This window comes from Sphingobacterium arenae (assembly GCF_014692505.1).
Lineage (GTDB): Bacteria > Bacteroidota > Bacteroidia > Sphingobacteriales > Sphingobacteriaceae > Sphingobacterium > Sphingobacterium arenae.
Window position 1 is genome coordinate 441,167 of sequence record NZ_JACNYK010000002.1, and the last position, 25,757, is coordinate 466,923.

A 25,757-nucleotide genomic window follows, 5' to 3' on the forward strand; every position below is an offset into this window, starting at 1 on the left:
GTTAGAATTGAACCCTCACACCTAAATTAAATGATCGACTTTTTGGAAAAGAACCGTTATCCACGCCCGACACAAACGGATTCGTCGACGAGTTGACCTCTGGATCGTAGCCACTGTATTTACTCCACGTAAATAGGTTTGTACCTGAAATATAAGCACTTGCCGACCGGATAAATAAACCTTTGAGATAATCCGAAGGTACACGATAAGTCAAGGTAATTTCTTTCAGGCGAACAAAGGATCCGTCTTCCATATTAAAAGTAGATGGTCTGAAATTCTGCATGGAATCACCATAGCGTACCATTGGAAAATTGGTCACATCGCCCTGTTGCCGCCAACGATTCATAGCATCCTGCCCCAAGTTCCCAGTAAATGTCATCTGGTTTCTACGCCGTCTCAACTCATTCATCACCATGTTTCCCTGTGACCAATAAAAAATCATATTCAACGAAAAGCTTTCATAGGATAATTTACTGGTAAAGCCAGCGATGAAATCCGGATTGGGATCTCCGATAATTAATCGATCGTAATCATCAATAACACCATTATTATCTAAATCTGCCCAGATCATATCACCGCCTTTGAAAACCTCCCCTGTCGCAGCACCTCTCCGGTATTGACCTTGCGTGCCATCCGGCGCGAAGTATACGTTACTCTCGTCCCGATCATAGACACCGAGTGCCTGATGCGCATAAAACACACCTATAGGCTGCCCTATTCTACCCAGTGCGTACTCATTGACGAGGATATCATCCCCGTTGGGTAGCTCCGTAATCTTATTACGGTTCAAACTGATATTGAAACCTGTTTCCCAACGAACTTTTTTATCGATGTTTACGGTCTCGATTAGAAATTCCAGCCCTCTGTTTTCTATACTTCCAAAATTTGTCGCTACCGAAGTAAACCCTGTATAATAGTTGATCGGAAAATCAAACAAAAGATCTTTACTGCTTTTAAGATACGCATCGGCAGTGACGTTGATTTTCCCTTTCAAGAAAGTTAAATCCAATCCTGCATTGTACTGCGTGGTCGTCTCCCAACCTAAATTAGTATTCATCAGACTGGCGTGGTTAATAATCACATTTCCATCATATCGGTTAGAAGAAGCTGAATATTCCCCCTGCCAAGCATAATTGGAAATACTCTGATTACCCGTTATCCCCATACTGGCACGCACCTTACCATCCGTCAAAAAGGATCTCCTAATATTGCGCATAAAGGGCTCGTGGGAAAAACGCCATCCAGCGGAAGCCGACGGGAAGTACCCAAACCGCTTATCGCTACCAAACCGGGATGATCCATCAGCTCTAAGTGTAAAAGACGCCAAATATTTACTGGCATAATTATAATTTGCCCGCCCAAAAAAGGAAAGTAAGATACGTTCGGATTCCGTTCTTGATATAGAGGTAAAACGTGCTGCTGTTTGTATAGGCGTTACTTTCGAATCAATATGATTTTCACCCTCTAAACGGATATTTTCACTAAAATCCCGTTCTATAGCTTGTCCCAATACAACGCCAATACGATGCTTATCTATCTTTTTGTCATATGACAACGTATTTTCATTCACAAATTTATTTACGTCTCCCTGCCTAAACTTACCAAAATCTCTTCGTGGAGTAGCCGAATCGAAGGTCTTTGGCTGGAAACTGGATTGCTTTGTCTTATCAAAACTCATATAGAGACTTGTCCGAAGCGTCAAACCCTCCATCAAATCTGCCGAGACAAACTGGTTCAACGTTATTCTGTCTTGGAAGAAGTTAATCGGAACTTTCTCGGCCATGGCCAATGGGTTTCTCATTTCCCGCTGTCCTAACCAATCTACTAGTTCGCCCGTGACAGGATCATAAGGGGAAAAAACCGGATTTGTAAATAAAGCGGCCCGCAAGGCACTGTAGTTATTGCTACTCGAGGAAAGTATACGGTTGTAATCCACATTGGTATACGACACCCTAGTTCCCGCAGATATCCGATCGGTTAATTTATAGGAGAAATTTCCCCGCATATTAAGTTGCTTATAGCCGGTAGCGACCATGACCGGGTCGAGGTCGCGATAGCCGATGGACACTCCATAGGAGAAGGTTTCCGAGCTACCCTGCAAACCAAGGTCGTGCCGACTTTGATAGGCCGGTCTAAAGATCACATCCTGCCAATCGGTGGTACGATTATAATATGGATGATGGGGGTTGGTTACCCATAGTTGGGTAATATCCTGCCCGTTGTTGGTTCGTGCTTCCGTATAAGCTGTTCGGAATTGGTCTCCATTCATCACATCTAGCTTTCTCGATACGGCTACTAAGCTCGACGTATGGTCATATGTTACTCTCGGACGAATTGCACCAAATTTATTCCCACCTTTAGTCGTGATGATCACCACTCCATTTGCAGCGCGCGATCCATAAATGGCTCCTGAAGCCGCATCTTTCAACACCTCTATAGACTCAATATCGTTAGGGTTTAGACTGGCAATGGGGCTAAACGTCGCATCACCATCAATGGATGAAATATTGGAAGATTCCATCGGTACCCCGTCGATAATATAAAGCGGTTCGCTACCGCCGTTGATAGAAGAAGCACCTCTAATCTTGATGTTCGAACCCGATCCCGGCTCTCCTGAAGTTGTCACAATCTGCATACCCGGTATCCTCCCCTGCAATGCAGAGTTGATCGTAGCTCCAGGGTTTGTTTCCATGTCTTCGGCCGAAATCGATGTAATGGCCCCCGTGACATCCCGTTTCTCTTGTGTACCATACCCGATAACAACGACCTCGTCAAGGTTACTTGCTGTTTCCCGCATTTCAACGTTCAGCGTGGTCTGGCCATTAAGTGCCACCTCTTGTGTCTCTCTTCCTAAGAAGGAAAAGACAAGAGTAGCATTCTTGGGAACACCTGACAGCGAGAAAGCACCGTCTTGGTTGGTAACGGTCGTAATTACCGTTCCCTTTACGGCTACGGAGGCTCCCACTATAGGTTCACCAATCCTAAAGTCGGTAACTCTACCCTTTACCGAGAGGGATTGCGCTTGAAGAAGTATTGGCGACAAAAGAAGTAAACACAAGATAATTTTTATCTGTAATTTCATATACTTACTGTTTATAGTTGCTAGTTATTGGTTTATTCATGTTTAAAGATATTATTTCACGTATACCACGCTCCTCACCGCCCGCTGAGAACCTCCGCTCGGGAGATTGACAAGGCCGTTGGTGCCAAACCCTTGGGCAAACATCGTTGTCGAACCTCCGCCATCGAAATTCATGCCGCTAGCGGCTCCCAAAGCCTCTAAAATCAAGCCTAACTGTGGTGTGGTCACCCCCGTTACGCCATTGCCCGTATCCACGGTCACCATAATGACGCGTTTGCCATCTGCACTAACACCTAATCCGGTTCTGGCCGTAGAGGACGTATTATGGGGATTATCATCCTGTTGGATATGATTATGGTCGACGAAAAGTATGGGGCCGCAGACAATAACGTTTTCAGCTTCGGAGAACGGGATTTGTGCAGCCTGTAGATTCAAATTGCTGCTTCCGGTGAGATGGCGTACCGATGCGATATTATTGTTTATGGTCAACGCTGCATTAACAAAACGCGTAGAAACACTGTTCAAGGTGCCCTCCTGAACTTCAATCCCGTCTATTCTGATATACGGATCTTTGTCTACCGCTCCGGACATCGGAAAATATCCTGCATTAATACCTGCTATTCCTCCTAAACCAGCAATCATGTTTACGGTAGAGGCATTAGTCGTAGAAAAACCTATCGCCAGTTCATTGGACTGGTCCAGCGTTACATCCAAGACATTTATTCTTCGTTGAACATCACCGAATAGTGCAAATGTACCCGTCTTATGGATTATCCCGCTTCTAACTTGAGTAGCAGCCCAATCATATTTAGCAATTGTATTCTGATCCAGATTAACATCTATTCGCATGGCGTTAGAAACCAGATCAGCTTTAGATACTGTAATATCTGTAGAAGTTACATCACCCAAATCGGGCACTAAAACTGTTAAGGATGTTTCACTCGCTTCGGTAACTGTTGCTTCGACGTCACCAAACTTTACGATATTTTCTTCTGCTACTGGGCTAAAGTTTATACCGGAAATAACCAATACGGCATGATAGAAAGTAGTGGCTGGGATGGCGGTGATTTCTGGTCGAAATCTTTCTATATAATAAAACTGTGCATATCGGGAAGGAAGGAGCTGATCCGACACAAACACCTGAATATTTACCGCTTTATCTGAAAACCCACCAGGTGCTTTTACTTTAATTTCCGTATCCGAAACGGATAATATTTCCGCCGCATCAGTAGTATTATCAAACCGGACCCTCACCTTCGTGGCGTCTGTTCCAAATCGGACACCGGCAATGGTGATAACTGTGCCGGACTCCCCGGTCTCCGGAAGCACGGAGGTAATCTCGGGTTTTAATGCTGCTGGAGAAACATTCTCTAGATCGCTCCAGCAAGATGTAGTCAACCAAGGTGTAGTTATGAAAACGATCCATACATAACACAGATAATGCAACTTCTTTTTCATGAGCATAAATTATATTTATTAATTATTGTTTAATTGGGCTAATGGTTACGTACCCGATTCAAGCAAATTAAAAAGTACTCTATTCCACTTCTCCTATAAGAAACTATTATCTGCTTAGGTTTACAACGATAAATGATTTCATCATTATCTATAATTTAGTTTCTTCGTGATAATCAAAGATAATCAACTTTTTCGTTAACAAAAATACAACATGTTTGTATCAAAAACACATGACAGATGTATCAATTTTACATGTTATATCCGAAGTTATCTCTTACAATAACATTAGATCTCTTCCGAATTAATGTACTCTCTTGGGGTCCTGCCAAATTCTTCCTTAAAACATCGACGAAAATAATCAACATCAGTAAATCCGACACTATAAACGACTTCGTTCACATTCATTTTCTTTTGTCGCAGTAATTGTGCGGCTCTTTTCATTCTGATACTGCGAATAAATTCTATTGCCGTTTTTCCCGTAAGGGTCTTAATCTTGCGGTACAAAGCACTCCGTCCCAAGCCCACTTCTTTTGCCATTTTTTCTACATTTAATGCGGGTTCAGAAAGATTATTTTCGATAAAGTCCATAAGTTTCGCAATAAATATCTCATCGGGAGAAGTCAAGTCAACATTTTGGGGTTGTGTACTCAACTCTGTTTTATATTGTGCGATTATTTTATTACGCGACGAGATCAGATTATTGATTCTGGCTTCGAGCACATCCATCCTGAAAGGCTTGGTGATGTAATCATCCGCTCCTATCTCAAACCCTTCAATTTTATATATAACCGGAGTTCTTGCCGTAAGTAAAATAAAAGGAATATGGCTTATACGGACATCCGATTTCACTTTCTTACAAAACTCGATCCCGTTCATTACAGGCATCATTACGTCACTAATAATAATATCTGGTACAATTTCTTTTAACCGACACAATCCTTCTTTTCCATTGACAGCAGTATGGACCGTAAACCGCTCTGAAAAAGAAGTCATCATGAACTCCAGTAAATCTATATTATCTTCGACGATCAGCATGGTTATATTTTCGTCCAGATTATATCTTATAACTCGACTTTGTTCTGGATCAGCGATCACACCTATATTTTCTATAAGTTCTTCTTCCTTTCTTGTCTCTATATCCTGCTGGCACAAATATTTTCGAATGAGTGGAAGCTTAATGGTGAAACATGTATATCCAGATTGATTGCTTTTCTCTCTGTTGCTTTTAACGGTCAGATCCCCTCCCAACAGTTCTGCCAGACCTTTGGAAAAAGCAAGGCCAATGCCGGTACTGTTTATATTGGTCTCGTTACTATGCTGGAATTGGTCGAAAATAGTATCCATATTCTCTTCTGAAATCCCTATGCCATTATCTTCTATGTCAATGTTTATAAAATCATTATTGGTTTCATCTGGTTTTATTTTCACCTGTATTTCTCCCCCATCTTTGCTAAATTTCACCGCATTGGACAACAGATTGTACATTATTTTTTCCAGTTTATCTTCATCAAACCATAAAGGTAGATCGGTGTACTCCGCATATAATTTTAGCTGGATATTGTGCTGGGCGGCATAACTTTCGAACACCACACATATCTCCTCGATAAATTTCACCAAATCGTTTTCTGTATTTTTCAGCAACATATGACCCGATTCAAATTTCCTAAAATCGAGCAATTGGTTGATCAATTTGTTTAATCGTTCTCCATTCCGTTGCATCATGACCAGCTGAGGTTTCAGCTTGCTGCCTTCTCTGCTGCTCTTAAGCATTTTATCCAACGGAGCTAAGATAAGTGTTAAGGGCGTTTTAATTTCGTGGGATATATTTGTAAAGAAGTTTATTTTTTGTTCGACAAGTGCCCTATCCTTCTCGTTGCTCAAATGCTTGTAATGAAGTTCATTTTTAAGTTTAGCTGTTTTCAGTGAATAATAATAAAACAGGTATATTAATCCAAACCCCAAAGCGATATAAATACAATAAGCCCACCAAGTCCTCCAAAATGGGGGGAGGACAATCACTTCTACCGTACGGACATAATCGCTCCATATACCATCGTTGTTTGTCGCCCTCATGCTAAAACGATATTTTCCCGGAGCAAGGTTAATAAAAGTTGCTGTACGCTGGTTTGCTCCTAAATAGTTCCATTCCTTGTTGCCTCCGCCTTCCAGACGATAGGCATATTCATTTTTCTCCGGAGCGACAAAGTTAAGGGCAGCAAACTTAAAAGATATGGAGCCGTGGTCATGTGGCAGTGTGATTGCATCGTCATAAATACTGGGATATCTGTCATTTTCTGATGGCAAAGCCCCCTGTATCTCCACATTAGTCAATACAATGTTAGGCATCAATTTGTTGCGCTGGATTTTTTCTGGAAAAAACCAATTGATCCCCTTTATTCCTCCAAAGAACAGCGCGCCTTTCCGAGATTTCATGACCGCTCCTGTCGAAAACTGATTACTTTGCAGACCATCGCCCATGACATATTTAGATATCATCAGGCTATCGCTGGGAATGAAAACGCCTTTTCGTGTCGGTCTAATTCTTGACAAGCCTTCGTTGGTACTTATCCATATACTGCCGTCAGAACCTTCGCCAATTGCACGCACCACTCTATTCCCCCGTTCGGATCCCGTAATGCTGTGAAACCTACCTGTAAGAGAATCGAACATATCCAGACCAGCCCCATCTGTTCCAATCCATAAATTTTCTTCCGAATCAATAAAAACCGATAAAATAGCATTACTGTTTAAGCTATATCCTTTATTTGGAGTATCTTTGTATGTCCGTATTTTTTTAGTTTTCGTATCAAAATAATTCAGGCCATTTCGAGTTCCTATCCAAAGATTGCCCCGCTTGTCCTGCACCATAGTCCGTATATGATTTGTGCCAATACTATGAGGTTGATTAGGATGGTGTAAGAAAGTTGACACCTTGCCCTCTGCATCCATAAATCGTAACCCACCTCCATTCGTACCTATCCATAATCCCTCTTCTGTATGGACAAGCGCAGAAATCTGATGACTTCCAAACAGTTTATCGTCTCCCACGACATAACTTCGATAAGTTTTGTCTCTAATGTCAAAAAGATGCAGTCCATAAGAGGTCCCTATCCATATATGACTACTGTCTTTATACGTCAGCGCCTTGACAATATTTTTGAAGAATTTGTCTTCTCCCCCCGACAAGCCAAAAGAATAATAAGAGAATGAATCACTATGCTGGTCATAGTAATTAAGTCCGCCCCCCTCGGTGCCGATCCATAATCCTTGGTTTTTGGCTTCCAATATACTGCTGACCACAGGATGGTTCAGCCCACGATTTCCAGCTTTCTTTCCAGCAATCGTGTGGAACTGTGCACGATTAGGAGAATAGATATTTACCCCACCGGCAAATGTCCCCAACCAGATATTACCGGCGTTATCTTGCATGAAATTACGTACAGAATTATAGCTGATCCCATGTTGGTTATTAGGATCGTAGACATGTCTACTGACTGTACCACGCTCCAGATCGATGATGCCAAGCCCTTCCAGTGTACCCACCCATACTTCTTTATTTGATTTGAAAAAGATACCTCTCACCGTATTGCTCGGCAAAGAGTTTTTAATACCCAATCCTCTTTTCTCATAATGAATACAAGTTTCATGTGTCGAATCGTAAACAAATAAGCCATTGGATTCAGAACCAAACCATATCCGACCGATACTGTCCTGCTGGATTGCCCTAACGTAATAGCTAGCCAGCTGCTGGATGGGCTCTGGAAGTGGCAACCGTTGACCATTTTTGGAATCAAACAGCGATAACCCCGAGGTGGTACCTATCCATATTTTTCCCGAACGGTCTTTGAGGATCGTATGTGCTCTGTTGCCATGTACGACACCTACGTGTTTTGCAAAATCATAGAGGTGCTTTTCCTGGAGATCGTATCTTTTCAGTCCTTCTTTCGTACTGATCCATACATTGCCGTCATCATCGGAAAACAACGCATGGATGAAATTCCGGGTGTAAGGCTCTGCGGTAGATGAAGTGGTGTTGATACACTCAAAGACATCCGCTTTTTTGTCATAGACATTCAACCCATCTGCAGTCGCCACCCATAAATGGCGGTCTCCGACTTCAATAATGGCATTGATAAAATTATTACTGATTCCTCCGTCTTTACGATGATTTCGCTTATAATGTTTAAACTCATAACCGTCATATCTATTCAGTCCATCTTCCGTTCCGATCCATACAAACCCCTCTCTATCCTGCAACATGCAAAACACATTGTTTTGAGAAAGGCCATCATTGATATCCAAGTGCCTAAAAGAAAACAATTGTTGTGCATCTGTATTTGTAGGGAAATACAGTAGATAAAATATAAACAAAAAGAATAATGAATACTTATTCTGAGCAACTAACATTATATTCCGGAAATGTTTGAACCATCTCATAAAGTCATTACTATTATACAGCTTGAAAAAACAGTTTCGCAATTTGGATAAAATCGATAGCCAGCTGTTGGTCAAGGAGTAAATATAAGCTTTTACCTTTTCATCTCATACTGAATTTTTTCCAATTTATTTCCACAGCTGTGTCCCGTTGTCAACGGAATATCTTCTGCCACGCTCCGTGGTCTAGACAGCATGAAACCAGCTGCCAGAACAATGTTTTCATCGCCCTTGGCAACGAGCTGAACGTACAAGGATAAAAACGGATGCCTTCCAATAATTCCTCGCGTTTGGTGTTGCGTAAACGGATCGCCAGCATATCGCGGTATGTAGCATCAACGCATGAAAAATAACATGCAACATACGAATGTTATTGTATTTGGGTTTATGAAATTAGCTTTTTTCATCATACTGTTCTTTATCGTTTATAATTCATTTAACTCTTGGGTATAAAGTGGATCCCGTTTCTAACAATTCCATCGACCATAAGGCACTTAGTGCGGCATATTTAGCGGCTGCCAGTGATTCTCCATGTACAGGCTTTGGAAACGTTGGCGAAAGGAATCCCATAGCAGACATCGATGTGTTGGCCCCAAAGCTCCATATATACTTCAGCAGAACGGCACGGTTGCTAGCCGTGTTACGTATAAATTGCTGATAATAAAGTAAAGGCAGGGCTCGTAAAGTGGAACGAGACCCCAAATCATACATATCGTTTAATTTCCCTTGATAGAGCGGTGGTAAGAAAGACAAATCTAAGTTTTCACGGATTGTCTTTTTGATCGTTTTGTCATTTGTTGTCAACCAGACCCAAAACAACGCTTCTGCCTGGTAATATCCAGCTGCAGAATATCGTGCATTTATATAGAATTTAACGTTTCGATCTGCGATTTTCTGGTACAGCTCATTGTTAGGATGGTCGTCGATATAGGCTGCGTAAACTTGTGCGGCCAGGATATCAGCGAGGACCCATGACGGTCCTGTTTCCTGACGACTGCGCCCAGCCTGTCCAAGACCGTACAAACCAGCGGCGGCATTCCCCTTCGTATATTCCTCCGGTATGCTTACTTTTAAAGAGTCAGATTTAGTCTCGCTAATATAGAATGTCTCCGCCCAGTCTAGAAAGCGATAGCAGACATCCAGATAGGCCTTTCTCTTCATTTCATCTTTTACATAGCGGGACAGCTGGAATAAAGCCAATGCCATCTGCCCTCCATCGGCTACGTTGTAGCCACAGGCATGTTCGGAGTAGCCCATCGGAAGAGCGCCACTGGGCTGTTGTCTTTCGACAAGCATGTCGCAAAAGCGGATAGCACTTTCCAGGATGTCGTTTGGAGATATCTTTGCCCAGAGGTCCGTATTCTTCGCCAGATGTTCAGGGTTTCTTTCCAGAAAATCCAAATAGGCTAACATGGCCCGAACGCCATACGCGTCTCCAAAATAGTGGTGACTATAGCGACCGTCGGGATATTTTTTCTGTGCGTTAACAAGGTGAATGAATGCCTGCAACATGGAACGCTCCACATCTACTGTTTCATTTATGCGGTCATGAGAATCAGGAGTTTCCAGCTCAATGCTCCAATCAAACTGCTGGAAGGAAAAGCCCGTCGGCACCTCCCCGAATTGTATAATTCTGTCAAGTGTCTCTCCCGGTGAAATTTCTACATCTACCTTCTTTTGGGGTATACCCTCGATATGCAAAGAAAGCTTTCCTTTTGCCGTTTTTGCAGTAGGGTTTTGAAGAGTAATGACAAACTTAGGAACAACACTTTCCTTGTTCTTTTGAATCGTTGTATTGATCGTTGTTTTCAAAACACGGGGTGTATGCAGGATATAATCTGCGACGCCGACCAATGTGTTTCGTAACTGCGGCTGTGCGACGATGCTTTGGGGGCTAAAACCAAATACGGCAATCGAGGAATGTTTATAGGGTCCACCCGCATGGATATCGAGACGGGCCACTATGTTTCCATCGTCGGTTGTCAAAAGCGGAATAATGCGTTTTTCTCTATCCATACGGTGATCATAAGTACTTTTGGTATCCGTTCCATTCAATGATCCGGGAAATTCGGCAAGTGTATTTGCCAAGATGGTGACATCCTGAACGGTCTGTTGTGCTATCTCTCCGAAAGGAGAACCTTTGGCCGAGATGATGTGTACAGCGTCCTTTATAGACATGGATTGGAAAAAGGGATCTATAATCCATTGCGGTAAAATGGTTTCGTTCTCCTGAAAGGGTAGCGACAAGGGGCTAAGCGCTGATGTGGGGGCATATATATCGGTCTCATTTTCACAGAGGGAAACATCCGCAATGGCAAAGACCATGCCTTTTTCCCGCCAGACAGTCATTAAGTTAGTACCCATTGCCAGCGAATCTATACGGGAAGGGTCGAGTAAAGGGTACACCATGTCTGTCGCGTGCCAACCTTCTGGTAGAAAATCAGCCAGCGAAACGGTGTAATCTTCCCACCCCAGAGATAACGGAACAAATGTGATCCATTTTTTGTTATCGCGATCTTTAATTTGTAGCGATAACAGATCCATATAATGGTTACCTTTCGCTTTAAAGGTTAATACCGACCTTTTAGGGGCAGCCTCTTTTACTATAGAAAACTGTGCATATATATCACGCATTCCTCTTTTCTCTGTAGCGAATTCTAACCCTTTCCCGGTGCTGTTTGGAAGATCTACGGTCTGGATAGTCGGCTTGTCCATGGATGCTAGCCTCGGTGTCCTTGGCGGTTCGATTATCTGGTAATCATCGATATTTTTGAAGTCAACTACAACCACAGGATTCACAGGTTCAGGCCTATAATCAAAGCTAGCTGAACCGACAACGATGATATTTCCTCCGTTTGCGAGATACTTACTGATGGTTGGTCGGCTTTCCGATGGGCAGGGAGTATCGCTACCTATTAACAGGAGGCGTCCTTGATCAACGGAGATGTTCAATAGGCTGTCAGCTGTTATATTCCGTACCTCCATTTTTTTTTCTGCTAACTCTTTTTTCAATGCTGTAGACTGGTTTAATATTTCTCCAAATACCATTATGCGCTCTTGCGCAGACAGCACTAAGGGAAAACATATAAACATCGACAGATACGCCAAATAAACGTGCTTCAACATATTATTTTTCTCATAACTTTTCCTGATTGCTTTTTTTGTTAAATCACCTCTTATCTCTTAAAAAGTATAATGCGGATTCTGCTCTAATGCTTTGTTTCTATCCCAAGCATCTCTAGGGATAGGGAATAATATCGGCTGTGTTTGCAACCATGGTTTTTGATGTACGTTTAAACTCGGAAAATTAGGACGTTCTGCTTCAATAAAGTCAAGAAACCGTCCTCTCCTATTCAGATCGGAAAATCCTCCCGTCGGCTCCCATATAAATTCCATCCTTCGCTCTTTAAAAATCGCATCTAAAGTCTCTGTTTTTGATAAAGTAAGAGGTAAGTCAACCAGACCTGCCCGATCTCTGATCTTATTCACCTGAACTATAGATTCTTCTGTGCGGTCTCTTTCATTCAAAGCTTCGGCATAGTTTAGCACTATTTCGGCAAACCGAATCACTGGTGCATTGACGCCAGAATTATTCAGCGTCGGTTTTTGCCAATATTTGGTCATAATATATCCAGAATGTGACCAGCCAGCCGGCACATTATCGGGCATCACAAAAGCTGACATATCTTGGTGACGTTCACCCGGACCAATAATTGTTGCCCAATATCTTTTGTCAATGATTCTTCCGGAACCGTCTGTTTCATGCGCATCTACCCAATGCTGCTGTGGCACAAAGTTACTCCATGCAGCACCACCTGTAAACTCAGCAGGTGCACCTCTAGGTGCTGTACGTTTCACAAGATTGTTTCCTTCAGCATCCACGCCTTCCCTAAATTGAGTAGAAAACAATATCTCCGCATTATTCTCATTTTCTTCCATAAAAACGGAACGGTAATCCGGCAATAATGTATATACTTCTTCTTCAAAAAGCGATTCTGAAATGGCAATTACATCATCAAACTTTTCCTGCCACAAGTAAGCTTTATTCAATAAAGCCTTGCAAGCTCCCGAAGTAACCCTTCCAACATCATTTCCCGTCCATGTAGCCGGTAACAAATCTTTCGTCTCATTTAGATCATTTTCTATTTGCTGCCATACCGCTTCTGCTGTAGCACGAGGTATCTGTAAATCGGAATTAGCATTTAAAGGCTCCGTAATCAATGGCACACCACCGAAATATGTTACCAAGCGATAGTAGAACAATGCCCGAATAAATTTCGCCTGTGCGATAATTTGTTTTTTTGTTTCCTCTTCGCCTTCTTCCATTCCGACAACTTTTGCAATGACTACGTTAGCTCTGCTTATCCCTTGATATGCGGCGGAATAAACATCCCTAAGAATTGTATTTGTAGACGGTAATGCCAAGGAATGCAATTCGATCCGATTTGCACTACCATCCATCTCGTACATATCACCCGATACGGCCCATTCAATATCGGCGGCATCCCGTACGTTAGAAAAAGCTTCCTCTTTTTGAAGCGTGGCATAGACACCTGTCAACGCAGCTTCCGCATCGGATATATTTAGAAAAAACTCATCTTCAATCAATGTATCCTTTGGTGACAAGGACAAAAAATCATCGCTACATGCTAAGCATAGCAACGTAGCTAAAAATAAAAAAGTGTTATGTATGTATTTCATGATCATTATCTTAACAAATTAAAAACCTACTTTCACGCCAAACATATACGTTCTGGGCATCGGGTATACGCCATTGTCTACACCACTCGCCAACGGGTTTGTATCTCCAATTTCGGGATCAAACCCCGAATATTTTGTAAACGTGAACAAATTCTGTATCGACGTATACACTCGCAGCCGTTTGAGCATATTTGTATTCTCAAATAATCCTTGTGGCAATGTATATCCCAACGTAAAATTCCGCAGACGTAAATAGGAACCATCTTCGATATAGAATGACGATAGGTTGGCGTAATTACCGTTTAAATCCGTGTATTTCAAAATAGGTACGGTATTTCCGCCATTTTCCGGCGTCCACCTGTCTAATACATCCGCAGAAGCATTGATAACACCACTTCCACCAAAATATTTAATTGGATATGTACTGAATTTATTGACATGGAAAATATCATTGCCTGAAACTCCTTGAAACATGAGGTTCAAATCAAAATTCTTATAAGACAGGTCTATATTCATACCATAAGTAAGTTTTGGCCAAGGAGAGCCTAACATAACCCGGTCTTCGTCTGAAAGCACATTATCGCCGTTGACATCCCTGAACTTAAAATCTCCAGCAGAGGCATTCGGTTGAAATGTCTTATCAACCTCCTCATCTGATTGGTAGATTCCTTCTACAACATACCCCCTAAAATATCCAATTGGCAGTCCCACTTCGGTATAAGAACTATTCATGCTCGTAAACCCGACAACGGGTCCGCTGATCGGATTTCCGGCACCTAATGACAGCACTTCATTTTTCAAGGTAGAAAGATTGACACTGACATCATATTGAAATGCATTTCCTGCACCATAGCCTACTAGCAATTCGAAACCTGAATTTCTGATTCGACCGCCATTCACAGAAGGTGCTGATTCAAATCCTGCTTCCAACGAAACGGGCAAACTTACCAACATATCCCGTGTATCTTTAACATAGTACTCGGCAGTCAAGTACCCTCCTCCGTTCAAAAATGTCGCGTCTACACCGAAGTTCCACTGCTCGCTGGTTTCCCACTTCAAATCCGAATTACCCGGACGTATCATGCCTGCCCCCGTAATCAGACGTTGGTCTGTCCCGAGAATATAGTTATCAGCCACGCGGCCTAAACCAAATGTGCTAGAATAACCAAATGCGCCGATAGCATCATTTCCTAATTGTCCCCAACTGGCACGCACTTTCAAGCTATTGATTGCTCCGTCAGCATTAAAAAAAGACTCTTCAGAAATATTCCAACCGGCGGATACTGACGGGAAATTCCCCCATTTGTAAGAGGGCCCAAAATTAGATGAACCGTCACGACGAATACTTGCCGAAAACAGGTATTTATTATCAAATGAATAGTTTACCCTTCCCAAGTAAGAAGCTAAGGTATACATTGAGCCTGTACCCGTTCCCCTTCGTTCTGACTCAGAACTCGTGTTGATTACACGGATGGTTTCATTTTGAAATTCACGTGCTGTAATCGAAATCCAATCATTTGTATTTTTTTGTGCCGTTTGTCCGACAATGAGAGAAAGATTATGCCTGTCAAACGTCTTATTATAACTCAGCGTATTTTCAATCAACCAGTTGAGTCCCTGATCCTGCCTTTCGCTCAACACGGCCTGAGGGTTACTGTAAAAACCACGTTGTATTTTGGGTTGCCAAGTCGTCCCTCGATTAGATAGGAAATCTAAACCAATACTACTTTTGAATTTTAAACCTTCCATAATCTCGAATTCACCAAAGGCATTTCCATAGAGACGGAGATTATTCAAGTAGTTTTCCATCGACTTCGCTCTCAAATAGGGATTATCGCCCTGCGTGGAGTAAAATGCAGATGAGCCGCTGACAACATCCTCTCGTCCCAGAGTCGGGTAGAACTGCTGTGCAAGGTTGAAAATACCTAGTCTAAAATCTTCATTCCGTTGTCCCTTACCCTGTATATAAGAAAAAGCCAAGCTACCTCCGAAGTTCAGTCTATCTGTCGCTGTAAGATCTACATTGGCACGTCCGGTATAACGTTTATTCCACGTTTCCATTAAAGTGCCTTGTTGATCTCTATACCCTAGTGACAAGGCATTTCTTATTTTTTGGTTTCCACCCGTCAGCGACAAGTCCACATTATACATGGGTGCTGTACGAAATACTTCATCTATCCAGTTCGTTCCATGCCCGAAGCTACTTGGGTTTTCCCATTCGGGATTGGTTGCCATATTAGAGTTTTGATACAGCTCATTTGCCAATGTGGTAAACTGCTCCGCATTCAGAAATTTAGGCTGTCTCCATAAGTTCTGGAAACCGGTATAAGCATGTAAGTCCGCTGTGGTAACACCCTCTTTTCCTCTTTTAGTGGTAATGAGGATCACACCGTTTGCAGCGCGAGCTCCGTAGATAGAAGCAGCTGCCGCATCTTTTAATATCTCGATTGATTCAATATCATTGGGGTTGACGATCGACATACCGTCAATATTGTCTGTACTCCCGTTAATGGCTATATTCGATCCTCCGACCGGGAACCCATCGATGACATACAGCGGCTGATTTCCTCCTGTTGTCCCCACCCCTCTGATGCGTACAGAACTCGCCCCACCTGGTGCTCCTGTCGTTTGGTTAATGGTCACACCAGGCACTTTTCCCTGTATCGCACTAGTAAAGGATGAAGCAGCCACCTTTTCCAAGTCCGAAGATTTCACGGAAGATATAGATCCTGTCATTTCTGAACGGCGTTGGGTACCATATCCAACCACCACCACTTCGTCAATATTGCCTTGCTGAGTCGTCATCACCACGTGAAGTGTTTCAAGATTGGAGATTAGCATCTCATTTGGTACGTACCCAATATAAGAAAAAGAGAGTGTATCACCAATATTTACACCGACAACCTCAAATATTCCTTCCTGATTTGTTAAACCTAAGGATCTGCCATCTTTTGCAGACACCGTAACACCCGAGATCGGTTGTCCCGAGGTATCCACCACCCTTCCTTTTAATCTTTGTTGTATGGACTCCGACGTCCACCTGAATTTCACTATTTCCCCCGCAGCAAACACTATCTTCGCTAGTGCAAAAAACAATAAAATACATGTTAAACAGATTTTTCTTCTCATAGTAGTGTTTATTTGATTTCGTATAAATATATGTAACCCCATAATTTTGTTTATAAGTTTCACATGATGGGTACGTACACGAATATACATACCCCAATTGTAAAAAACCAATTTTACTTTAAAGAAAAAACGGCTCGCTATCTGTAACACTACAGACAGCGAGCCGGCTCTCTTGTCATCTACTTTTACCAATGTTTTGATGAGATTTGTGATCAAAAAAACACATGGGTTATCTTCTCGATGACTTTAATTACTCTCCTCCTCTATCGTTTTAGCTTCCTCTAGTGCCTTGGTAGTCAAATAATACTTCGCCAGTATAAACGATTTTTCCCATGCAGGTAAAACACCGTCCTTCCGATATTGTATGAATCCGTCCAATACCTTTGCGAAATGATCTTCATGGCTAAGGTACAGGTTTTCAGGAATGACAATTTTGTAAGCTTCGGATACTTTTTCTGCCGTTAAACCCGGCAGACCGTCCATTGCTCGCAAAACATCTCCCAACTGGCTTGCAAAGTCGCCCGTATCCTCTTTCGACGTGATAAAAACAGCTGTTTTACCCTTTTCATCAGGTTTAATCTCTATTTTCAACCGATTAGTTAGAAAGTGTGCATAAAACTGATCTCCTCTCCCATCCAACGACTCCGCGTGCCATCTCACATCAATGGAAACCGGCACTCCTTTAAAGGTATACTCCATTCTTCCATTGCTAAAAACATCGATACGGTCATTGTCAACCACATGCTTTTGCAATACAGATGGAAAGACGGGTAATCCAGTCGACTTTTGAAACTGTTCCTTCGACAGGCTAGTTTTCCATCGTTGTGAACTAGTAAGTTTCACCTCTTGATTGACGTCGATAACCGTTTCTGATGATAACATCCATTGTACCAAATCGATATAGTGTGTCGTGACATCGACAAGCCCCTCGCCTTGCTTTTCCGTATCAAAAAATAATGCCGGACGTAAAAGTGGCTTACCGGAAACATCCTTGATAAAGTGATGCACACTTTGGAATAGAATCGCCACCTTATCATCCTCCCCCATTAATAATCCACCCGAAAACTCTTCGTTATTCAGCAGCGATTTGACAATTTGGTTTTTTACATCGTATCGTTCTGTCATCATATCGTAAACCAATACCTGCTCTTTCTCTCCATCCCCTTCTATCAAAGCCTTCAGTTTACGATAACCGGCAGCATCGATGACCAAGGGCTTGTCAGCAAAAACATCTCGCCCGTGCTGAACAGACTTTTGGATGTAATCTATCTTCCGCTGATTATCCCCAGCCAGCACGACAACATTCCCTGCTGTTGGATCAAATGCTTTTTCCAAAAAGTCCGCGCCAAAATAATCGATAATCTTCCATTGTGTCGGCTCACTCTCCCGCGTATTATATTGCGTGATCAGTTGTTTATATCCTTCCACTGCGGCACTGGAATCTGCAAATAAATGCACGACTGAATCGATACCAGGATGAATATGTTTCTGCACTAAAGCCGCATGAAAATGCTGCGGGTCGATAACTGTCAATTTCGCTTTCTCTTCCTTTTTTTTGTTAGAAGGATTTTCACCGGCACATCCAACTCCGCAAAGCAGGATTATTAGTAAAGAAAAATAGCTTAATGTTCTCATCTTACAAACTCCATTTTCTAATTTTATGCCCATAAACTGCATAATACACGAGATATAGATAGCAAGGAAATAATACCCAATACGCTTCGCGTAAACCATACCCATCGGCAAAATAACCGTAAATCATAGGTAAGATAGCGTTACCACACAGCCCCATGATCATCAATGATGCACCGACTTTGGTAAACCTGCCGAGTCCATCCAGAGCTAACGGCCAGATCCCCGCCCAAGTTAGTGAGTTAGATATGCCCAGCAAGGTAATGAACCAAATAGAGATATCTGCAGTATGTCCCAAAAACGTAACCTCTCCTTTGGCATAAACAATAAGCAAAGAAAGTACAGCACCTAATACCGTAACAATCCTCAGTAGCGTCGTTTGACTGATGTATCTCGGTGTAACAGCTATTCCCAAGAAATAACCTATAATAGCCATGGCCAATGTATACGAGGGAAATACTTTAGCCTCCACAAGAGAAATGCCCATGGATCCCGCATAATTAATAATAGTATCGATAGAGATAACCTGTGCACCCACATGGATAAAGATAGCTACCGCCCCCAGGACGAGGTGTGGAAACTGAAAGATACTAGTTTTACCATTATTCGTCTCCGCAACTTCTTCACTCTCTTCATCTGTATTGATCTCGGGGAGTGGTGAATACCGAACACCGAGACCAATTAATAGCATGGCACAACCCACCACCGCATACGGGACAATAACCCGACGAATCAATTCATCAAGTGCAGCACTTCGATCTGTATCTGTCATTTCAGCAAGACTATCAAACATAGCTTGATCTGTTGGGCGCAGTACCGCGGCGGCAAACAATAACGGGGCTAAAATCCCTGCAAATTTATTACAGATTCCCATAATACTGATCCGTTGTGCAGCACGTTCCTTGGGGCCCAAAATCGTTATATAAGGGTTTGCAGCTGTCTGCAGAATAGCCAGTCCCACGCCGATGGTAAATAGCCCCATCAGAAACAACTCATATGTACGGGTCATCGCCGCCGGTATAAATATAAATGCACCAACCGCCAATGCAAGAAACCCAACCATCATACCTTTCTTGAAACCAACAGCTTTTAAAAGATAGGAAGATGGTACAGACATTACAAAGTAAGCAATGTAAAAAGCAAATGCTACCAAATAAGATTGGAAGTGTGTCAATTCACAAGCAATTTTAAAATACGGTATCAGAATGGCGTTTATCCACGACAAAAAACCGAAAATAAAGAATAACAGAGCAATAATACCAATAGAAATATTTGTTTCCTTTTTGGTTAAGCTTCCCACTGTTTTTAAAGTTGTTGCGCTCATCCTTTATTTATATTTTAGGTTCCCAGCCTTTAGCATATTCCCTTGACCAAAACTCCTGCATGATTTTTTTGTCATTAAGTATATGGCCATTAGATGGGTCTATTTCCAGCTGCTTACCAGAGCGCAAAGCGATATTACCCAATTGTACCAAAAGCGTACTCTGATGACCGCTAACAATATCCGAATTTAGATTTCCTCCGTTGTTGATAGCCGAAAACATATTCTGTATATGAATCGCGTCCAATTGCTGAGAAGGGTTTGTGAGACTGGTCGTATCAATCGGTCTTGAGTCTTTTACTTCTTTTACCAGTTTTCCCTTTACGTCAAATATTTTATAGGAGTTGGCCCCGTCTATCTGCAAAGAACCATTAGATCCATAAAACATAACACCAACATTCGATCCTTCCGTTGGAGTCCTATTACAACTTCTACCTTCCCATGTAATTAATTTATCCGGACCAAACTCGATACTGATTACTTGAGTATCCGGGGTCTCCCAATCATCTTGATATGCGTAGCGCCCACCGTTCGAACTCACCCGAGTCGGGTAATCAACCTGTAGCCCCCAACGTGCTAGATCCACCATATGTGTACCATTATTCAATGCTTCACCCGTACCCCAATGCCAAAACCAGTGCCAGTTATAATGGATGAGGTTATCTTGAAAATCTCTTCGCGGAGCAGGTCCTTGCCATAGATCAAAATCGAGCCACTCCGGGACAGCCACTTTCTTCCCGACACCTATAGACGGACGATCATTGGAATACCATGTTTTAGCATAAAACACCTTTCCAATTGTGCCATTGTGTACTTCTTGGATACCCTTTACCACATTTGGCCAGGACCGCCGCTGGTTACCCATCTGGATAACGTTTTTATGCTTATTTACCGAATTAATCAGCAACTCACCCTCTCTCGGATTGTGTCCGCATGGCTTTTCTAAATAAACATGCTTTCCGGCCTGAGAAGCCAAGAGAGCAGCTGGAGCATGCCAATGGTCAGGAGTAGCAACGACTAGCACGTCTACATCCTTACTTTCCAGCGACTTTCTGAAATCCGAAAACCCCTTTGCAGTGGTTTGCTGGTATTTTGCCAGTCCCTTTATACACTTATCTATGGCGCGGCTATCCACATCGCACACATGGATGATTTCGCTATTAGGCTGGGCGGCAAAATTTTGCGCTAACGCATTTCCTCTCGCATTAACTCCCATCATCGAAATGCGTAACCTATTATTCGAGCCAATAATGTTATTATAGCTTTTCGCACTAAATGCAGGCAATACACCTCCTACACCAATCGCTGCCGACGCAATCAATGTCTTTTTAAGGAAATCTCTTCTTGAATTATTATTCATAACAAATTATTTTATAATATGATTTAAGTCAATTGAACGGCCATTAGAAAACTTACTGACATCTGCTGCCTCAATAAATGCACAAATTTCTAACGTCTCTTTGCTATCAAAGGGTACAACTTTGGTGTCAAAAAATTCGACAATTCTCTCCAATAACGGGTTATAACCGTTAAATGCTCCCAACGCTACTGTAGCCTTTTCACAGTAAACCGTACCACCGTATGCATTTTTACCTTGGCGAGTACCACGAACTACACCGATACGACTGTCCTCCCATACACCAACAATAATGTCCGAACCCGCTGTATGTGTTCTAGATAAAGATTTACATCCTATTCCCATGGCAGCAAAAAGCATTTCCACGCCGTGGATACCATACCAAAAAAAGTCCGGATGACTCGGATCTAACGCCGCTGGGCTATATACATCCGCACCCAACACTTTACCGTATTTACCCTCGATAACATCTTGCATTCCATCTATGTATCGGAGAGACGACGACGAAAAGAACGGCGTTTTATACTGTTCGGAAAGCTCGAAAATTCGTTGTGCATCGGCATAGGAAGCAGCTAATGGCTTATCGATGAAAAGTACTTTGTTGGCTTTCAATACTTCCTCCGCCTGTTCCAGATGAAGGCGTCCATCGTTCGTCTCCAGCAAAACGAAATCTACCTGCTTCAACAACTCTTTAATAGACTTTGTAATCTTGACCCCATGTGTTTTGATATCTTCCGTAAATTTCGGTATACGATCTGTGGCAGATGGAATAGTCTTCGTACCATAGGGGTAAGCAGCGACTACCTTATATCCTCTATACTGTTCGGGATTCGAATTAATAGATTTTGTAAAAGCTACCGAATGAGAGGTATCCAATCCAATAATACCTATGCGCTTTCTGCTTTGAGAGGTTGTCGATAGGGAAAAAGCGGAAGCTTGATTTGCGGCTAGCCCCAACATCGCTAAGGAGCTTGCTCCTATGAAGTCTCTTCTAGTAAGGTTTTTCATGTCAACGGTTTATCTTGTTATTGTATAAATATATAAAATTGTGTACGTAACCGAAAATATTTTTAAAAAATTGATTCATTTTATTTTCTCTCGTTCTTTTTCTGCGGTTGCTTTCTCGCGGCGTCATTCAGTATGTCTTCTATATACAATCTTCCCTTTCACCATCGTATATTGGACCTGAAAACTATTGTCTAAGATAACAATATCCGCATCTTTTCCGATATCGATAGATCCCTTCTCTTCCTCGACCTTCATCACCCGTGCTGGATTCATCGTGATCATGCGGATAACTTCTATCAAAGGGATATCCCCTAAATTTAACATCGTCCTAACTAATCTATCTGTAGTGGCCACACTTCCCGCAAATGCAGTTCTATCTTTAAGTTTAGCTACGCCGTCTTCCACAAGCACCTCTATACCATCGTCGTAGCTCCCGAGTATTGATATTGTATCGTCGGTTCCGGCCGCACGCATGGCATCCGTTATCAATACCATTTTTTCTGGTCCTTTTATTTTATAGATCAATTTCAATAATGGATCAGGAAGATGCACACCGTCCGCAATAAGTTCGACATCAAAATCGTCAATTAAATAGCCTGCTTCTACAACCCCAGCATACCGAAAAGCATCCCGCCTCGTAACCCCAGACATAGCTGAATAAAAATGGGTCATCAGATTATATCCCACCTGATGCGCCTTCTCTACATCTTCGTAAATGGCATCCGTATGGGCGATGGCGGCAATGATATCATTCGCGACCAAGTATTCTCCAAATGCCAATGCCCCCTCCAATTCTGGGGCCGCACTCCATCGAACGATACTTTTGTACTTATCTATCAAAGCTTTATATTCATCTGGATCAGGATTCCGTATATATCTGGGATCCTGTGCTCCTCGCTGGCTTTGTGCAAAATAGGGTCCCTCTAGATGAATACCCAATAAGTCTGCCCCATCCTTAGCGTATTTTTTTACGCTTTCATAGCTCTGTAATGTCTCTTCCAATCGGTCTGTCGTCGTTGTCAGCGTAGTGGGAACAAGGGAAGTTGTGCCAAATCGCGCATGAGTTTTTGCTATTTGAATAAAAGCTTTTTCTGTCCCATCCATAAAATCATACCCACCTCCACCATGGATATGGATATCAATAAAACCTGGAGAAAGATATTGCTGATTCACATCAATCTGCGTATATCCGTCATATTTATCCAGATATAAAAGCTCATATGCTGGAATTACAGACTTGATTTTACCATTCTCTACTAACACTCCGCCATCTATTATGGTCTGTTGTAAGATTATTTTTGCATTATAAAATAACGTCGGTTTCGCCATTTTAGGTTTATTTTTATTTCCTGTGTACGTACACGAAGGTACAAATTTTTTCTATTTATCAAAATTTAACCTAAAAAAGTTACATTTTTTTCATTACCTCCTAGCTATCGATAGCTCCTGTATAAATCCGTAGTTTAGAGTTTTGTCAATCCTACACTTAAATAACGTAAAGATTCCTATTTTTGCCGTTATGACAACAATAGCGGAATTGAAGGAAGAACTTTTAGGGAAAACCTACCCCGAACGGGTAGAGATTTCACAGGAACAAATCGTGGTAAATACGGACACCTTCCTAAAGATACAATTTCTCGAAGTAGAAGCTTGGAAAAAAGATTTAGAAAAATGTCCGGCTTATTTACGACTTATCAAATTCCGGGAAGCCGTAAAACAGTATAAATGACGTCATTTTGATTGCACTAATTGAAGCGAAAGCTCATTCAGGAGTGCTTTTGCATCGTTGAGATCCTGATTCCAAGTCTCGTTACGCTGCGTAATTTTCAATTTCTGAATACTCTTTTCTAACCGATCCAAATTTACTTGATCAGCTTTACCCTCTAGCGCTTGTTTTACAACCTGAATCTTCGCATAGTCTTGAAGTCCTTCTAATAAACGCTCGTAACGAATCGAGCTTCTGGCATTTGGATATACGATATAGGTATCTCCTGCCGGCCAAGTACGGAACCGAGAGTCCACCAATGGATTTTCTACCCACGAGTTAAACGCCCAACGCAGCATACCATCAAAATGCGCAGCTTCAGCAAACCACGCCACAAGGACAGATTCCGCGGGGTCTGAAAATGTAAATTGATTAGGAAACGCATTACCGCAATAGATATAAAACGTCGTATTCAATCCCCGTGATTGGCGGTCTTTAAGATCCTCTTCCGAAAACGGGTGACCCATTGCAATACTAACGTCATCGCTATTCGGATAACGTTGATAAGTTTTCTGATTATCAGCATACGAAACGCCCAATTCTGGAGATACTTTTTGTAATAACGATAAAGCACCATCCACTTCTTCCCTCGTTCGTTCATCAATGGCAATATTCGTTTTTTCCAACCACCCTTTTTCTCGGAGATGCGCTACGAAATCCTTTAAGAATGGTGTCCATAACTCCTCAAATACAGGCGTACCCGGTTTCGCTTCCACATTGACCAATTCGCCAATCGCCTCATCTCGATAATGGATCTCATTATTCCACGGAATAATAGAATAACAATTGATCATCTTGTTAACTCCTAGATCCATCATCAACTGCACCCATTTATCAAACACACTGTAGTCATATTTCCATGAGCCGTCTTTTTGCTTTGCCCAGACAATCATATCCGCATACGGGTCGAATGTTTGCACATTCCATGGATCTTTATTAAGTGTTGCTGTAATTACCTTTTGTCCTATATCTGCCAACATCTGCATCTGCGGTTTTAACGCCTCAAAATGTTCTTCAGACCACATTTCTAATCCTTCTACACGTGCCACTGCCGAGGGGTGTTGCCACTGGTCCAAATGGTAAGTCCATTCTGATGGCTTTGGTAAGAGTTGATCGATCACGTGCAGAGAAAGTCCCAGTTCCTGTGTGGGTGACTCAAGCCCCTCTACTAGCACTTTTGCTGTATAGTTTCCTGGTTTCGCGTCCTCTGGAATACGGATCGTTATCCAAACAGGCCGTACTTTCTTAGCTTCCAGATTGAAAGAAGTTAAATTATCCAACATATCGGCAGAAAGCGAAGCGGCAAAATCTTCCGGCTTACGATGACCACATCCATCCGCAAACTCATCAGTCATCACGTAACGGACAAAACGGGCAGAGGTAACATCAGCAGGCAGATCAGCACCGTCCTCGGTGCGAAATTCTGTTATTGCCACTTTTACGTCCGCAATTTCCGTATTTGTCCACAACAACAATTGAGCGGAAACACGTTCTCCCCGCCATCCTGTCAAAGACTCCTGCTTTTCGAGCGCAAAGTCTGGCGCTATCGATTTCGGGAAACGCTTGTCAATCGTCACGAAAGACGTCTGTAATCCGTTTTTTACGTTAGACCAGTCAGACAATGTATCTGCCGTCGGATCAGGCAATTCTTCAAAATCAACCAACTCGAAAGGAGTTTTACGCGTCTCATCCGGTTTATTTTCCGCGCAGGCAGAAACCATGATCAATAAGATAGTATGGTATAAAATAGTTTTTAACGTCCTCATACTTAAGTTTATCATATATAAATTAATTTAAACCTAACGAAATTGCCGAGTACATGCAAGCGTTGTTGCAACACAATCGATTGCTTAAAAAATGTTAAGAACCA

At 42.2% G+C, this 25,757-nt stretch carries 13 protein-coding genes; 1 reads left to right on the plus strand and 12 read right to left on the minus strand.

Annotated elements, in window-relative coordinates:
* Nucleotide 1 precedes the first annotated feature (1 nt).
* The 11 genes from H8B17_RS08155 to nagA all read right to left on the minus strand — a co-directional run bounded on the left by H8B17_RS08155 (nucleotide 2) and on the right by nagA (nucleotide 23,451).
* Nucleotides 2–3,082, minus strand: coding sequence for a SusC/RagA family TonB-linked outer membrane protein (locus tag H8B17_RS08155; RefSeq protein WP_190308704.1), 3,081 nt, complete (start codon nucleotides 3,080–3,082; stop codon nucleotides 2–4).
* A 51-nt stretch (nucleotides 3,083–3,133) separates the two neighbouring features.
* On the minus strand, nucleotides 3,134–4,540 hold the full coding sequence (locus H8B17_RS08160; protein WP_190308705.1) for a phosphodiester glycosidase family protein: 1,407 nt from the start codon (nucleotides 4,538–4,540) through the stop codon (nucleotides 3,134–3,136).
* Between the two features lie 285 nt (nucleotides 4,541–4,825).
* Nucleotides 4,826–8,977: a hybrid sensor histidine kinase/response regulator transcription factor gene (locus tag H8B17_RS08165; RefSeq protein ID WP_223816437.1), complete on the minus strand. Its 4,152-nt coding sequence runs from the start codon at nucleotides 8,975–8,977 to the stop codon at nucleotides 4,826–4,828.
* A gap of 429 nt (nucleotides 8,978–9,406) precedes the next feature.
* Nucleotides 9,407–12,100, minus strand: a complete 2,694-nt coding sequence (locus tag H8B17_RS08170; protein WP_190308707.1) for a hypothetical protein — start codon at nucleotides 12,098–12,100, stop codon at nucleotides 9,407–9,409.
* Between the two features lie 57 nt (nucleotides 12,101–12,157).
* Nucleotides 12,158–13,675, minus strand: a complete 1,518-nt coding sequence (locus H8B17_RS08175; protein ID WP_190308708.1) for a RagB/SusD family nutrient uptake outer membrane protein — start codon at nucleotides 13,673–13,675, stop codon at nucleotides 12,158–12,160.
* 18 nt (nucleotides 13,676–13,693) lie between these two features.
* Nucleotides 13,694–16,804 carry a SusC/RagA family TonB-linked outer membrane protein gene (locus H8B17_RS08180; RefSeq protein WP_190308709.1) on the minus strand — a complete coding sequence of 1,037 codons (3,111 nt, stop codon included), beginning with the start codon at nucleotides 16,802–16,804 and terminating at the stop codon, nucleotides 13,694–13,696.
* A 246-nt stretch (nucleotides 16,805–17,050) separates the two neighbouring features.
* Nucleotides 17,051–18,439, minus strand: coding sequence for a putative oxidoreductase C-terminal domain-containing protein (locus H8B17_RS08185; RefSeq protein ID WP_190308710.1), 1,389 nt, complete (start codon nucleotides 18,437–18,439; stop codon nucleotides 17,051–17,053).
* A gap of 1 nt (nucleotide 18,440) precedes the next feature.
* Complete coding sequence (locus H8B17_RS08190) at nucleotides 18,441–19,760, minus strand: sugar MFS transporter (RefSeq protein WP_190308711.1); 1,320 nt, start codon at nucleotides 19,758–19,760, stop codon at nucleotides 18,441–18,443.
* Between the two features lie 7 nt (nucleotides 19,761–19,767).
* Nucleotides 19,768–21,117: a Gfo/Idh/MocA family oxidoreductase gene (locus tag H8B17_RS08195; protein WP_190308712.1), complete on the minus strand. Its 1,350-nt coding sequence runs from the start codon at nucleotides 21,115–21,117 to the stop codon at nucleotides 19,768–19,770.
* Between the two features lie 6 nt (nucleotides 21,118–21,123).
* Nucleotides 21,124–22,122 (minus strand): Gfo/Idh/MocA family protein, encoded by a 999-nt coding sequence (locus H8B17_RS08200; protein WP_190308713.1) that lies wholly within the window; start codon nucleotides 22,120–22,122, stop codon nucleotides 21,124–21,126.
* 123 nt (nucleotides 22,123–22,245) lie between these two features.
* Nucleotides 22,246–23,451: an N-acetylglucosamine-6-phosphate deacetylase gene (gene nagA, locus H8B17_RS08205; RefSeq protein WP_190308714.1), complete on the minus strand. Its 1,206-nt coding sequence runs from the start codon at nucleotides 23,449–23,451 to the stop codon at nucleotides 22,246–22,248.
* A 190-nt stretch (nucleotides 23,452–23,641) separates the two neighbouring features.
* Here nagA and H8B17_RS08210 point away from each other — a divergent pair, with 190 nt between their 5' ends.
* A complete protein-coding gene (locus H8B17_RS08210; protein ID WP_190308715.1) occupies nucleotides 23,642–23,851 on the plus strand; it encodes a DUF6965 family protein in 210 nt (69 codons plus the stop codon).
* Nucleotides 23,852–23,853: 2 nt separating this feature from the next.
* Here the strand turns inward: H8B17_RS08210 and H8B17_RS08215 are convergent, their stop codons facing one another.
* The gene (locus H8B17_RS08215; RefSeq protein ID WP_223816438.1) at nucleotides 23,854–25,653 is read right to left on the minus strand and encodes a DUF4091 domain-containing protein; all 1,800 of its coding nucleotides are present in this window, start codon (nucleotides 25,651–25,653) and stop codon (nucleotides 23,854–23,856) included.
* Nucleotides 25,654–25,757: the final 104 nt, after the last annotated feature.